Annotated in this window: 12 protein-coding genes and 2 pseudogenes; 7 read left to right on the top strand and 7 right to left on the bottom strand. The window is 56.3% G+C overall.

The window, feature by feature from the left end; translation table 11 throughout:
- Nucleotides 1-125 precede the first annotated feature (125 nt).
- Nucleotides 126-1,646: an efflux transporter outer membrane subunit gene (locus Q5Y71_RS07895; RefSeq protein WP_306041425.1), complete on the top strand. Its 1,521-nt coding sequence runs from the start codon at nt 126-128 to the stop codon at nt 1,644-1,646.
- A gap of 47 nt (nt 1,647-1,693) precedes the next feature.
- Here the strand turns inward: Q5Y71_RS07895 and glk are convergent, their stop codons facing one another.
- The 4 genes and pseudogenes from glk to serA form a co-directional block, all read right to left on the bottom strand.
- A complete protein-coding gene (glk, locus tag Q5Y71_RS07900; protein ID WP_306041427.1) occupies nt 1,694-2,656 on the bottom strand; it encodes a glucokinase in 963 nt (320 codons plus the stop codon).
- A 366-nt stretch (nt 2,657-3,022) separates the two neighbouring features.
- A pseudogene (locus Q5Y71_RS07905) lies at nt 3,023-3,181 on the bottom strand (DUF1272 domain-containing protein); the annotation flags it as partial.
- Between the two features lie 153 nt (nt 3,182-3,334).
- The gene (rarD, locus tag Q5Y71_RS07910; protein WP_306041429.1) at nt 3,335-4,243 is read right to left on the bottom strand and encodes an EamA family transporter RarD; all 909 of its coding nucleotides are present in this window, start codon (nt 4,241-4,243) and stop codon (nt 3,335-3,337) included.
- Between the two features lie 177 nt (nt 4,244-4,420).
- Entirely contained in the window at nt 4,421-5,668 is a 1,248-nt protein-coding gene (gene serA / locus Q5Y71_RS07915) for a phosphoglycerate dehydrogenase (RefSeq protein WP_306041431.1), read from the bottom strand.
- A gap of 146 nt (nt 5,669-5,814) precedes the next feature.
- Here serA and Q5Y71_RS07920 point away from each other — a divergent pair, with 146 nt between their 5' ends.
- The 5 genes from Q5Y71_RS07920 to Q5Y71_RS07940 all read left to right on the top strand — a co-directional run bounded on the left by Q5Y71_RS07920 (nt 5,815) and on the right by Q5Y71_RS07940 (nt 10,489).
- Nucleotides 5,815-6,477 carry a fumarylacetoacetate hydrolase family protein gene (locus Q5Y71_RS07920; protein WP_306041433.1) on the top strand — a complete coding sequence of 221 codons (663 nt, stop codon included), beginning with the start codon at nt 5,815-5,817 and terminating at the stop codon, nt 6,475-6,477.
- Nucleotides 6,478-6,574: 97 nt separating this feature from the next.
- Entirely contained in the window at nt 6,575-8,083 is a 1,509-nt protein-coding gene (locus tag Q5Y71_RS07925) for an aldehyde dehydrogenase (protein WP_306041435.1), read from the top strand.
- Between the two features lie 356 nt (nt 8,084-8,439).
- Nucleotides 8,440-8,838, top strand: a complete 399-nt coding sequence (locus Q5Y71_RS07930) for a hypothetical protein (RefSeq protein WP_306041437.1) — start codon at nt 8,440-8,442, stop codon at nt 8,836-8,838.
- 255 nt (nt 8,839-9,093) lie between these two features.
- A complete protein-coding gene (locus Q5Y71_RS07935; protein WP_301416365.1) occupies nt 9,094-9,411 on the top strand; it encodes a DUF2007 domain-containing protein in 318 nt (105 codons plus the stop codon).
- Between the two features lie 313 nt (nt 9,412-9,724).
- A complete protein-coding gene (locus tag Q5Y71_RS07940) occupies nt 9,725-10,489 on the top strand; it encodes a TerC family protein (RefSeq protein WP_301416363.1) in 765 nt (254 codons plus the stop codon).
- Nucleotides 10,490-10,755: 266 nt separating this feature from the next.
- Here the strand turns inward: Q5Y71_RS07940 and Q5Y71_RS07945 are convergent, their stop codons facing one another.
- Nucleotides 10,756-11,076 carry a hypothetical protein gene (locus Q5Y71_RS07945; RefSeq protein ID WP_306041441.1) on the bottom strand — a complete coding sequence of 107 codons (321 nt, stop codon included), beginning with the start codon at nt 11,074-11,076 and terminating at the stop codon, nt 10,756-10,758.
- 43 nt (nt 11,077-11,119) lie between these two features.
- Here Q5Y71_RS07945 and Q5Y71_RS07950 point away from each other — a divergent pair.
- Nucleotides 11,120-11,872 (top strand): annotated as a pseudogene (locus tag Q5Y71_RS07950) (IS5 family transposase); the annotation flags it as partial.
- 18 nt (nt 11,873-11,890) lie between these two features.
- On the opposite strand, the gene Q5Y71_RS07955 reads toward Q5Y71_RS07950, so the two are convergent.
- The gene (locus Q5Y71_RS07955; RefSeq protein ID WP_306041538.1) at nt 11,891-12,205 is read right to left on the bottom strand and encodes a hypothetical protein; all 315 of its coding nucleotides are present in this window, start codon (nt 12,203-12,205) and stop codon (nt 11,891-11,893) included.
- Between the two features lie 16 nt (nt 12,206-12,221).
- The gene (locus Q5Y71_RS07960; RefSeq protein WP_306041443.1) at nt 12,222-13,523 is read right to left on the bottom strand and encodes an amidohydrolase; all 1,302 of its coding nucleotides are present in this window, start codon (nt 13,521-13,523) and stop codon (nt 12,222-12,224) included.
- Nucleotides 13,524-13,611 lie beyond the last annotated feature (88 nt).

Here is a 13,611-nt window from a genome sequence, read left to right on the forward strand (position 1 = left end):
GCAGGCCCTAGCACAGCGGATACCTGTGAGAGTTTACCTGACCAACACTCCTGCTTCCGTAAAACTTCGAGTCGGCTTTACCAACTCTGTGCTCGTGATGAGTGGTACCGCGGACGCCAGACAAGATGCAACGGTGCACACCCCCTAAGCGGGAGCATTGCGGGGCGCTGCGCCTCCCGTTACTCACCACTGTACTGGCAGTCATCGCCGGTTACGGTTGCACCCTCGGTCCGGACTACCAGCCTCCCCCGGTCAGTATCGAGCAAGAGTGGCTATACCAACACGACACACGCATAGAGAGCCTCAATGCCGTCAACCCCCTCTGGTGGCAGTCGGCCTTTTCCGATGCCGCCCTGGACGAACTGGTCGCCCTGGCGATAGATAACAATCTGGAATTGAGATCAGCCGCCTTGAGGGCATTGCAAGCCCAACAACTACTGGCCATTGCCATCGGGAATCAATACCCACAAGTACAGGAAATTGTCGGCGTCGCCGACCGTTCAAAAGGTTCATTTGAGCCCGGTGTTGTCCAGAGTGAATACACCCTGGATTTTAATCTGAGCTGGGAACTGGACATGTGGGGACAATTCAAACGCCTGGTGAAATCCGCAGCTGCGGATCTTGAAGCCAGTATGGCCGAATATGACGGTGTCCTGGTTTCCATCGTTGCCCAGGTAGCACAGACATATATCAATATCCGCACCGCCCAGAGACGCCTGGTGGTTGCGCGGGAAAATATTCGTTTACAGAGAGAGAGCCTCAGAATCGCCGAGGTAAAATTTCAAGCGGGAGAGGTCAGTGCACTCGATGCGGAACAGGCTCAGGCGCTGCTGAGCAATACCCAGGCCACTGTCCCGAGACTGGAAGTTACCCTGCAACAGCTTAAAAACACCCTCGCGGTACTGCTTGGCATGCCACCGCACAACCTCAATTATCTTTTGGGCGAATTTTCAATGATCCCCAGCGTTCCGGCCCGTATTGCGATTGGCATGCCACAGGACCTCCTGCGCCAGCGCCCCGATATCCGCCAGGCGGAGCGTCTGCTCGCTGCGCAGGGAGAACAAATTGGCGTTGCCAGAGCAGAACTCTACCCCGCTCTCTCGATCGGTGGTTCCGTTGGCACGATTAAGATACAGGACGGACCCTTTGAAGGTTCCAGCGGAGCCTGGGATTTATTTGTGCAATTTCACTGGAACATCTTCAACTATGGGCGCCTTAAAAGCAATGTGCGTTTACAGGATGCCACTTTCCAGCAGCTCCTCGCAGACTATCAACAGACAATGCTACTGGCGCAGGCCGATGTGGAAAATGCCATCGTTGCCTACCTGAAATCACAGGAGGAACTGACTTACTACGAAACCGCGGCACAGGCTTCCAAGGAATCGGTCAGACTCTCGCTGTCCCAGTACACCAATGGCCTGGTAGAATTTAATACCGTTATCAATACCCTGACTTCGGATGTCCAGCAGCAGGATCTACTGGCGTTTACACAGGGCGTAGTGGCCGCCAACCTGGTACAGGTTTATCTGTCACTGGGCGGTGGCTGGCAGATACGGGAAGATCGCCCGCCTGTTGATTTACTGCCAGAGGCCATAAAAGAGGAAATGCTCCGGCGCACGCACTATTGGGACAAGATCATCGAATAGCCTGCCCGCTCCCAACCGCACAAGTGGCGGCACTGTATTACAACAACTCAACCCTCAAGCTGCACCGCGGCACCGATCAGCGCCTGGTAACCGGTTTTGAGGGCATAGACGGGGACCGCCTCCATCCATTTGGCAACCCTTCCCTTGCTGAGAAAGCGGTGCTCGAAGGCACTCTCCGGCAGCAATTGTGCGATTCTGGGCAATATGCCCCCACCGAGGAAGACGCCACCACGGGCACCCAGGTATAACGCTGTGTCCCCGGCGGCACTGCCGAGGAAATTGAGAAAGTCCAGCAGGGTTTCCCGGCACAGGGGATCGGAGCCTTCCAGGCCTCGCGCACTCACATCCGGCGGCGTCAGATCTTCAGGGGATTGCCCATTCAGCACACACACGGCGCGATAGAGGTTGACCAACCCGCTGCCGGACAAGACCCACTCATTGAACACCGGGGTACGATTTTGCATCAGAATCTGCAGCAACTGCAGCTCCCTCTGGGTGGAAACGGTCAGGTTGGCGTGACCGCCCTCACCTGCGAGCACATGATAGCGGCCATCCGCCTCGGCGAGACCGGCTACGCCCAGACCGGTTCCCGGGCCCAGCACCGCCATTGGCGCGCCCGGTATACGGGGTACATCGCGCAGCACGGAGTAATCCGCGCAGGAGAGGCGCGGCAGGGACTGGGCCAGTGCCGCGAAATCATTGATCAGTTCCAGGTGCGTGAACGAGAACGCCTTTGCCAGCTCTCCCGCATCAATGCGCCAGCCCAGGTTGGTCATATACACACTGCTGCCGGAGGGGGTTCGCTCCAGGGGGCCGGCGGCGGCGATACAGGCTTTTTCAGGCCTGGGCTGTGCCAACCCTTCCAGCCAGTACCGCAAGGCGGCATCAAAGCCGTCAAACCGTTTGCAATCCACCACTTCAAGCGCCTCCAGGCGATAGCTTTCCGCCACGGGTTTGGCAATCGCAAAACGGGCGTTGGTGCCGCCGATGTCCGCTACGATACTCGTCATAGTTACCCCTGTGAGATCCCCAAAAAAAGGCGATATAAATTACGGTGTCTGAAACAATAATGCCAGCCCCAGGCCGGGGTGTAGGGAGAGAAGGCCATCACTGCCAGGCAGTCACGCCGGACAAGGGCGCACCCTGTGTTCACCCTGCAGGCACAATCCCCACCCGGGATACCGGGTAGGCGCCAGCGGCAATCGCCCCCCAGGGGTTCCTCACCATCAGCGCAACTGCGGGGCGATAGCCTGCAGGGTCGCAGCAAACGCCCGCATCTCCTCCCTGCTGTATTTTGAGTACACCCGTTTTTTGGCTGCAGGCTGGAAAGCAATGCTCACACCGGCACGCCTGGCTGTATGCGGGCGAATCGGACGGGGACAAAAACCGCCGCCGCAATTGGGACAGACATTCCGCAACACCTGCTCCACACAGGCACTGCAAAAAGTACATTCATAAGAGCAGATCATCGCTTCGGGCGAATTGGCCGGCAGATCCCTATCACAACACTCGCAATTTGGCCTCAGTGCCAACATCCGGAACCCTCCTTATGGCAATGTATCGGTCCTCCCGACATGCAGCCCGTTGCCGGGAGAAAGCAGTACAAGGGAGGGCCTGTCATTGCAGAGCGGCGGTGCTTATCCCGCTGCCCGCTCTCCCCTGAACCCGTTTTCGCAGGCTGCCGTGCATTAAAGGGCCACCTTACCCTGTAAATACAGTTTGCGGCGCTGCGCCAGGGCATCGATTGTGTAGAGTATGAGCCCGAGCCACACCAGCATAAAGGTGATGAGTTTGCCCTCGCGGAAGGGCTCACCCAGAACCTGGGTGGCAATCACTAGCATCAGCGTCGGGGCGATATACTGCAGAAAACCTACGGTGGACAGATTCAGCCTGCGCGCGGCAATGGTAAACAGGAGCAGGGGCATCAGAGTGACGGGGCCGGCCAACACCAGCAGACTATTCAGCGCCCAACTGTTGTGCAGCAGGTTACTGGTGGGGCTGTCGCTGCATACCAGATAAAGTAGCGCCACCGGCAGCATATACAGGGTTTCGACCGCAAGGCCAGTGAGACTCTCAACCGGGACGCGTTTGCGCACCAGCCCATACAGGGCAAAGCTTCCAGCCAGGAACAGGGCGATCACCGGTACCCGGCCAAACTGCCAGAGTTCATAGGCAATACCTGTCGTTGCCAGCGCTACCGCCAACCATTGCAGACGCCTTAACTTCTCACCCAAAAACAGCACACCAAGGATGATATTGAGCAGGGGATTGATGTAATAGCCGAGGCTGCTCTCCAGCAGATGACCGTTATTAATCGCCCAGATAAAGACCAGCCAGTTGCTGCCGATCAACAGCGCAGTCAGGGCCAGCATACGCATTTTCCCGCCATTGCGCAGAGTATTGGCCAGATCCGGCAGCCGGTGAACCAAAGCCAGAATCAGCAGGGCCAGAACCAGTGACCAGACACTGCGGTGTGCAAGGATTTCCGCTGCCGGAATCCCCTCCAACAGGTGGAAATAGAGTGGTGCCAGCCCCCAAATGAAAAAGGCAGCGACGCCGGCGAGCAGGCCGGTAGTGGCGGAATCCTGATGACGCAAGGGAACACTCGCAATGGAAAAGTGAAATGCCAAACCAGGGGATACACGGAAAGCGCAACGCCTGGTGCAGGACCAACAGAACAGGAAACCCTATTGTAGAGGTAGCTGCCAGGCGGGATCAATCACTTTGGTTGTTGGTTCACCTGGCAACCAAGTCTGGATTGTCGGGTAAACGGCTTAAAAAAGTCTTCGGCAGCGCAAGGTGCCGGGGATATTTTTCAGTTTCCCCAGGGCCAGGTTCGAGTACTCCGCATCCACGTCGATCACCACGTATCCCAGGGTCTCGTTGGTCTGCAGGAATTGGGCGGAGATATTAATGGCGTTTTCAGAAAACACCTGGTTGATGGCGCTCATTACACCGGGCACATTTTCGTGGATATGCAACAGTCGGTGCGCACCGGGATGGCTGGGCAGTGCCACTTCGGGAAAATTCACCGAACTGGTTGTGGTGCCATTGTCGGAGTAGTGTGCCAGCTTTTCCGATACTTCGGTGCCGATGTTTTCCTGGGCTTCCACGGTAGAACCACCCACATGGGGCGTCAGCAGGGCATTGTCGATGTGGCGCAGGGGAGAGATAAACTCTTCCGCATTACTGCGCGGCTCCAGCGGGAAAACATCGATGGCAGCGCCGGCCAAGTGCCTGCTGTTCAGCGCCTGCGCCAGTGCGTCAATGTCCACCACACTACCGCGGGAGGCATTGAGCAGAATAGCCCCTGGCTTCATCTGAGCGATCTGTTGTGCACCGATCATCATTCTGGTGGAAGGCAGTTCGGGCACATGCAGTGACACCACATCCGACTCCCGCAACAGCGCCTCCAGGGAAGCGACCTGAGTGGCATTGCCCAGGGGCAGCTTGGTGACGACATCGTGGAACTTCACCCGCATGCCCATGGCTTCCGCCATCACGGAAACCTGAGAACCAATGGCGCCGTAACCGATAATACCCAGCGTCTTGCCGCGGGCCTCAAAAGCGCCACTGGCAGACTTGAGCCAACCACCGCGGTGGCATACAGCGTTCTTCTCTGGAATGCCCCGCAGCATGAGAATGGCCTCAGCGATCATCAGTTCGGCCACACTGCGGGTATTGGAATAAGGGGCGTTAAATACGGCAATGCCCAGCGCCGTAGCAGCCTGCAGGTCCACCTGGTTGGTACCGATGCAGAAACAGCCAACGGCTACCAGTTTGGGAGCACCCTGCAGTACCTTGCGGGTGAGCTGGGTGCGGGAGCGGATACCGATAAAGTGCACATCGGCAATCTTTTCAATCAATTGCTCCTGGGGCAGCGCCGTTTTTACGTATTCCACATTGGTGTAGCCGCGGGAAGCGAGCAGATCCACAGCGGACTGGTGCACGCCCTCCAGCAGCAGGATACGAATCTTGTCTTTTTGCAGGGACTTTCTTTGATCGGGATTATGTGGAGCCATAAACTATCTCTTCACCGGGTGTGAATAGGGCGCGCACTCTTGTTGGGCGCTGCTTGATTGCCCGGCGCCAGGCAAAAGCGCGATCATAGCACAGGCGGCTTATATCGCTTTATTCGAAATTTCTATCCTAACTATTTTGTTTATCTATGTATCAACACCAGTTTACCTGTGGTCGCTCGATGCCATTCCCATTGGGCAAGATCGTGTGCGTAGGGCGCAATTACGCCAGCCACGCAGCGGAACTCAATAATCCTGTGCCCGAGGAACCCCTGCTGTTTATCAAGCCGGCCACCGCCGCTGTGGATATACGCCAACCTCTCCACCTGCCGGAGGGGCGCGGCAGCTGTCATTTTGAGGGGGAACTGGCGCTGCTGATCGGCCACCGGCTGTGCGGTGCCAATACCGATGAGGTCCCTGCGGCGGTGGCGGGGCTGGGGCTGGGGTTGGATCTGACACTGCGCACACTGCAGGCACAGTTGAAGAAGGCCGGGCATCCCTGGGAGAAGGCCAAGGGGTTTGATCACTCCTGCCCCCTGTCTCCCTTTGTCCGGCTGGACTCGCTACCGGACTGGGATGCACTCAACTACGCGCTCTGGCTGAACGGCGAGCTGCGCCAGCGCGGTCTGACCCGGCAAATGCTCACACCGATTCCCGACCTGGTGGCCTACATCAGCAGCCACTTTACCCTGGAGCCCGGCGATGTGGTGTTGACCGGTACCCCATCGGGGGTTGGTGCGCTGCATCGCGGTGACAGGATCACCATGCAGTTGCAGGAGAACTGGCTGCAGGTGGAAACCCGCGTGGCCTGAACCCCGGGGTGTCTGCCAGCAGATGCCCTTTGATTTGTGATCACATTTTCGATATAACCCGGACAAATTCCAACCCAAGCAAAAAGCAAGGTGTGCTGTGTCAGTGCAAAATACCAAACCCCAAAACCTGCAGGAATGGCAGGCCCTGGCGACCTCTCTGAAAATCGAGGGGCGTGCGTTTATCAATGGCCGCTATGTCGATGCCCTCTCCGGTAACACCCGCACAACCCACAATCCCGCCAATGGCGAGGCACTGGCTCAGATTGCCTGCTGTGGTCCCGAGGACGCGGATCTGGCGGTACGTGTGGCGCGCGAGACTTTTGAATCCGGTACCTGGTCGACAATGCCGCCTACAGAACGCAAGAAAGTGCTGGTGTGCTTCGCCGAACTGATCGAGGCGCACCGGGTGGAAATTGCCCTGCTGGAAAGCCTGGATGCGGGTAAACCCATTGCTGATGCCATGGCGGTGGATGTCCCCGGCGCAGCCACCACTATCCGCTGGAGTGGCGAAGCCATCGACAAACTCTACGACGAGGTGGCACCCACAGGCCCCGGTGCGCTGGGCCTGATTACCCGTATGCCCCTGGGGGTGGTGGCGGCAATTGTGCCCTGGAACTTCCCCCTGTCCACTACCGCCTGGAAGCTGGGCCCGGCACTGGCCACCGGCAATAGCGTGATCTTGAAGCCCGCCTCCAATACCCCGCTCACCGCCATCAAACTGGCCGGGCTGGCCAGGGCAGCGGGCCTGCCGGACGGCGTGCTGAATGTACTGCCGGGGTCGGGCAGCAGCCTGGGCAAGGCACTGGGCCTGCACATGGATATCGACTGCCTCACGTTTACCGGCTCCACCGCGGTGGGCAAGACCCTCACCGGGTACGCCGGCCAATCGAATCTGAAACGCACTTTTCTGGAACTGGGAGGCAAAAGCCCCAATATCGTTTTTGCCGATGCGGACCTGGACAGGGCCGCCGAAGCGGCGGCAATGGCCATCTTCTACAACCAGGGCGAAACCTGCACCGCCGGCTCGCGCCTGCTGGTGGAAAAGCGTATCGCTGAGGTGTTTACCGAAAAGGTATGCAAAGCCGCCCGGCACTTCAAACCCGGCCACCCCCAGGACCCGAATACCGCAATGGGGGCACTGATCGACCGCAGCCAGTCTGACACTGTGGCGTATTACGTTGCAAAAGGCCTGGAGCAGGGTGCCCAGTTGGTGTGTGGCGGCAGGCCCGTGGAAACGGTCGCGGGGGGGTACTATTTCGAGCCCACGGTTTTTCGCGGCGTGACTGGCGATATGACCATTGCCCGCGAGGAGATCTTCGGACCGGTGTTGTCGGTCATGGAGTTTGAGAGCGAAGCGGAAGCCCTCGCCATCGCCAATGACTCCATCTACGGACTGGCTGCGGGTATCTGGACCAACAACCTGGGCCGCGCCCACCGCCTGGCCCGCGATATCCGTGCGGGCTCCGTGTGGGTAAACAACTACTTTGGCGGCGATATCACTGTGCCCTTCGGCGGTTTCAAGCAGTCCGGCAACGGTCGCGACAAATCCCTGCACGCGCTGGACAAGTACTGCGAGCTGAAATCCACCTGGATTGATCTGGGCTGAAGCGCACCCCGATCAACCCAGTCCGGGCCGGGTTTTTGGCTATTGGCGCCACAGAGTGGTGGTGCCGCGGGCCGGTATAAGCCCGGCTTTACAGGCAAGATTGCGCCGCTGCCTCTGATAACAGAGGCGGTGCCCAACGGCCTATTGAAGGCCCGTTTCCCATCGCACGCGCAACCGGGCTCAGTCCTGTTGGCTTTTCCCGCATCCCCCCGCAAACGGCGTACGAACGCTTTTTCTGGCGTGAATTACCGAGTCAGCTATACCTAACATATTGCCCCTTGCAAAAAAGCGATGGCGACATGCCCAGTGGTGCGGGTTGTGATCCCGCGAAGTCAACTGCGTATGGGAGAACCAGGGTGAAAAGCATCCTCCTGTTTTTGATGGTCCTGAGCATCAGTGGTTTGACACCGGTACAGGCAGCGGAGACCCCAGCGCTCGGAGAGATAGCGGGTCTGCTGTTTAACGGGCAGGGCCACACGGGCACCTCCCGCACGGGTACCGCACAGATTCACCCCAGGGAGTGGGTTCAGCTATTGGTCAACCACGGCGACACCGTGGAAAAAGGCCAGCGCCTGGCGGTGTACAAAAGTTCCAAGGGCCGGGCTGTTATTGAATATATCGCCAGCCGCTCGGGCAGGGTCATGGTGCATAGCCGGGCCGCTCTCGACTCTCTGGATACCATTCTGGAAATTATCACGGTATCTCATGAGGATTACTGCGCAGTGGAGGACTGCACCCTGGCCGAACCGGAATAACAAGTCATTTTGTCTCGGTTTTCTGCCTGGCCCATCAATCTGGCAGGGTTACTTCAAGCGCCGTTTTGTTACACTGACAGCCAGACAGACAGCCGGGTTGTCAATCAGTACAGGCGGGCACCGCCCAGGGCCATGCCCCGGATGCTTCCTTAAAATACCGGTCACAGCACCTTCTGTAAGACCCTGTTTTTCGCAACAGCAATCCAGCCGTCCACACCAGCACTAGTTGATTGCCAAGGGCGCCGTGCCCTTTTTATGATGAAACTGATCTACACCCACGAAAACCGCCTGTTGGTCGAATTAGCAAAGAGCCGCCTTGAGGTGGCCGGTATCCCGGTATTCCTGAAAAACGCGTTTGCCCAGGGGGCATCCGGGGAACTGGCCCCCAACCAGGTCTGGCCGGAACTGTGGCTGGAACGGGATCGTGACTTCGAGCATGCAAGGCGTCTGCTGGAGGATGTCGAAACAGGCCAGGGCTGGCCCTGTCCGGTCTGTGGCGAAGAGAACGGAGCCGCATTTGACTTTTGCTGGCAATGTGGCGGCACCCGGCCGACAACACAAACACCACGCTAGAGGCGGGACCCTAAGCAGAGCCCCAGGTATGGGAGCCGGAAGTCACACCAGGGTCTGGCGGCGCGAGGGCGAATAGAATAACGGCGCAAACAACGCGCATGCCTATTGTTTAAATACCACCACCAAACAAGTTAAGTGCCCGCCTCTTTCTTATCGTTCCTGAAAGAGCACAGCCTCTACGCCGCGCCGCTGCCACCCCTCAGGGAATTGGGCCAACTTGTGCCTGCTGCGGCATTTCCCCCCGTTGTGCTAAGCTGGCCGCCGGCAAAATTACTAGCGATTCAGTCTCCGCATTCAAAAAAGGAACGCTTTTATGTTCGAGTGGGTAGTCAACCCGGAAGCCTGGGTTGCGTTGGGCACCCTGGCCGCGCTGGAAATAGTGCTGGGCATAGACAACATTATCTTTATCTCCATTCTCGTCGGCCGGCTGCCGGCAAGGCAGCGGGAATTTGCACGCTTTATTGGCCTGACCCTGGCTATGGTCACCCGCCTGGCACTGTTGTTCTCCATCGTTTGGATCATGGGGCTGGTGGAACCCCTGTTTAGCCTGTTTGGAATGGAAATATCCGGGCGCGATATCATTTTGGTTGGGGGTGGCCTGTTTTTGATCGGCAAGGCAACCCACGAAATCCACAACAGTCTTGAGGGAACAGAGACTGACGCCGCGGCCCTGGGCAGCGCCGGCTTTGGCATAGTGCTCTTGCAGATTGCGCTTTTGGATATTGTCTTCTCGCTGGATTCGGTCATCACCGCCGTGGGACTGGTGGATGAGATCTCCATTATGGCGATTGCCATTGTGCTGGCTGTTGCTGTGATGCTGGTTGCGGCCAAACCCATTGGCGATTTTGTCGATCGACATCCAACGGTGAAGATTCTGGCCCTGGCGTTTCTTATTATGGTAGGCCTGACCCTGGTGGTGGAAGGCTTTGATGTGCATGTACCCAAAGGGTATATTTATTTTGCCATGGCTTTTTCCATGATGGTGGAGATGCTCAACCTGCGTCTGCGCAGCAAGAAGGAGCGGCAGGCCCCGCCGGTCAGGCTACACCACAGGCTACGCAACGACAGCGGGGAATAAGGGGCAATGGTCTGCCACTGGCCATTGGGCGGGATCGCCGTTTGGCATCCCGCCCTGTGTCGGCAGCCTGGCTCTCTTTTATTTGACGAATTTACACTCCCAAATGGCAAAAAAATTGGCAGCATCCAAAAATCATGATGGTTTGGATCTGAGGTTTCTAGGAGATAGTGAGGTGTCTACTTTTTATGGGTAACTTGGAAACATAACGCCCGCGTCATTTGCCGCAGCGAAGCGGAGGTCAAATGCACGCATTTGTTAGGCCATTGTTAGATTTTTGCACGATACTTTTTAATCTGTTTAAGTATTTCTGCATCGCTTTCGGGTACCTTTTCCATACCTCTATAGATTAGATAAGCTCTCGTAGTACTTTTTAGCCTTAGCTCTATTTTATGTGGGCTAATTGGTTCAGCATAAGCATGACAAAGGTGATATTCTGATTCATATTGCCCAAGTGAAATAGCTCTTTTCCAAAACTCGATGGCTTGCTCTTTATTCTCTTTGATGCCATAGCCGAAGAACTTCAAGTAACCTAAGTTGTTTAAGACATCTATTTGAAGATCTTGAGACTCTGGGTTTACTTCCTTCATTACTACTAGGGCCTGTTAACACTAAATCTTGTATAATCGTGGGATGAAAATTTCTACACAAAAATTCAAAGTTATCGAAAAATTGCTGCCAATCCCGCGTAGCAACGTAAAAACATCTAATTTAGAAGTGCTAAACGCGATTCTCTATGTTGCCGAACATGGATGTAAGTGGCGCGGTCTTCCGCAGCGCTTTGGTCGTTGGCACAGCATTTATATGCGGGCGAATCGATGGGCCAAGCAGGGCGTATTGGATCGAGTGTTTCTCACACCGCAGGAAAATGATGTGATCAATATTCAAGTGGATCATGTATCTCTCGATTCTACCGCTGTAAAGGTGCATCCAGACGGCACAGGTGCGTTAAAAAAACGGTCCTCAACCTATCGGCAAATCACGAGGAGGCTGGGCCACCAAAATTTACATGGTTGCAGCGGGTCCCAACCAGGCCGTAGCTTTTTCCCTTTCTCCAGGGCAAGCAGGTGATGCACCTGAAGGTCGAAAGTTGCTGAAAAGCCAAGAGAACTGCGGTTGGGGGGCACTAAAGTGATCATGGACAAAGCCTATGAGGGCGATGAAACCAGACAGTTGGTATTTGATCTTGGCTTGAAACCCGTAGTGCCGCCCAAAAGTAACAGACTAAGCGCTTGGGAGTATGACCGAGAAGTGTACAAAAAACGAAATGAAGTAGAGAGGCTGTTCCGACGGCTCAAGGGTTTCAGGAGAGTATTCTCTCGTTTTGACAAACTGGATGTGATTTTCAAGTTCTTTGTTCACTTCGCACTGATTATCGATACATTAATTATGTGTGAACAGGCCCTAGTGAATAAACCAATACAATCCTTTAAAGCTTGGTGCAGCCAAGATATCAGTATGTCTGACTGACTTGGGATCTTCCAGCAAGCTTTTCTTCAGCTTACGCAGCTTGACAATACCTCTTATCGCCTGGGAAAGAATTAGCACTGCCAGTACAAAAATTACGGTATCGAACCCTATTCCAGCAAATAATGTAGATACCAGAGTAATAAGCGCAAGAGGCCCCATTAGGAAGGCGGTGATCCAGCAGCTCAGCAAGTTGGAATCGACCTCACCGTAGAGATCTACGGGCTTTTTCCTGTTTTTCCAACCTGCCATTCAAAAGGCCCTCTTATTATTGCTTGCGATAGTTCGCCATATAATCCAGGGTCAGCAGGGTCAGCGCTTCGGTGCCCTGGCGCAGTGCAGTTTCATCCACATAAAACAAGGGCGAATGATTGCTGGGGGCCTTGCTCGGGTCTTCACCTTGCGAGGTTATGCCGAGAAAATAATAAAAGCCGGGCACTGCATTGGCAAAGTAGGAAAAATCCTCCGCAACGGTAATTTTGGGGACCTCGATCACCTTTTTTTCACCAGCCACGGACCTGAGCACCGGCAGAGCCATTTGCGTGAGTTCTGTATTGTTTATCGTCACCGGATACCCTTCGAGGATATCCACTTGGGCCACGGCTCCGGAACTCTCCGCAACCAGTTCAGCGGTGGTTTTCAGGCGCTTGAAAATTTCCGCGCGGTTATTCATGTCAAAATTGCGGATGGTGCCGTTTAAGTACACGCTGTCGGGAATAATATTGTTGCGCACGCCGCCCTCGATCCGGCCATAGGAAATCACCGCCGGTTCCTTGGTGATGTCGATCTGGCGGCTGACAATAGCCTGAGTGCCCATCACCACCTGCGCGGCGGCAACAATGGGGTCAACCCCGCCCCAGGGGCGCGAACCGTGGGTCTGGCGGCCAGTAATGGTGATGCGGAACTCGTCAGTAGCGGCCATCAGCGGACCCGAACGGTAACCAAAAACCCCAGCGGGCAGAGAAGAGCTCACGTGCTGGCCGAAAGCCACATCCGGCTGGTATTTTTTGAACAGGCCCTCTTTCAGCATCAACTCGGCCCCGCCTTCCTCGCCATCCGGCGCACCCTCTTCGGCGGGCTGGAAAATAAACAATACATTACCGGCCAGCTGGTCGCGGAGATTGGCCAGGACTTCGGCGGCACCCATCAGCATCGCCACATGGGTGTCGTGACCACAGGCGTGCATAACGCCCACCTCCCTGCCCTGATAGGTGCTGCGCACCTTGGACGCGAAGGGAACATCCGTTCTCTCGGTGACCGGCAGGGCATCCATATCCGCGCGCAGCGCCACGGTAGGGCCGGGCCTGCCCCCCTTTAACAGACCAATAACGCCGGTGTGGGCCACCCCGCTCTCGGTTTCCATGCCCAGGGACTGGAGGTGCTTTTCGATGTATTTTGCCGTTTCAAATTCCCGGTTGCCCAACTCCGGGTTCCGGTGCAGATGCCGGCGCCATTCGATCACCCTGGACTCGGTCTGTTGCAACAGCTGTTGGGGATCGCTGCCTGAGGCGATCGCATGGGCGGCCAGTAGCGAAGCGCCGATGGCCAGGGGCAGAAACAGTTTTTTCACGGCATCTTTCCTTTATTCTCGTCAAGGTTATCGCCACTCATTCTACCCCCCTGCGCCCAAAGCCTCTATCCCTATTCACTGGGCCGGT

It is taken from the genome of Microbulbifer sp. 2205BS26-8 (assembly GCF_030731025.1).
GTDB classification, from domain to species: Bacteria; Pseudomonadota; Gammaproteobacteria; order Pseudomonadales; family Cellvibrionaceae; genus Microbulbifer; species Microbulbifer spongiae.

Coding starts and splice junctions, on each gene's coding strand:
- Q5Y71_RS07895 (WP_306041425.1), top strand. CDS start 126: ATGCAACGGTGCACACCCCCTAAGCGGGAGCATTGCGGGGCGCTGCGC.
- glk (WP_306041427.1), bottom strand. CDS start 2,656: ATGACGAGTATCGTAGCGGACATCGGCGGCACCAACGCCCGTTTTGCG.
- serA (WP_306041431.1), bottom strand. CDS start 5,668: ATGGCTCCACATAATCCCGATCAAAGAAAGTCCCTGCAAAAAGACAAG.
- Q5Y71_RS07920 (WP_306041433.1), top strand. CDS start 5,815: ATGTATCAACACCAGTTTACCTGTGGTCGCTCGATGCCATTCCCATTG.
- Q5Y71_RS07935 (WP_301416365.1), top strand. CDS start 9,094: ATGATGAAACTGATCTACACCCACGAAAACCGCCTGTTGGTCGAATTA.
- Q5Y71_RS07940 (WP_301416363.1), top strand. CDS start 9,725: ATGTTCGAGTGGGTAGTCAACCCGGAAGCCTGGGTTGCGTTGGGCACC.
- Q5Y71_RS07945 (WP_306041441.1), bottom strand. CDS start 11,076: ATGAAGGAAGTAAACCCAGAGTCTCAAGATCTTCAAATAGATGTCTTA.
- Q5Y71_RS07955 (WP_306041538.1), bottom strand. CDS start 12,205: ATGGCAGGTTGGAAAAACAGGAAAAAGCCCGTAGATCTCTACGGTGAG.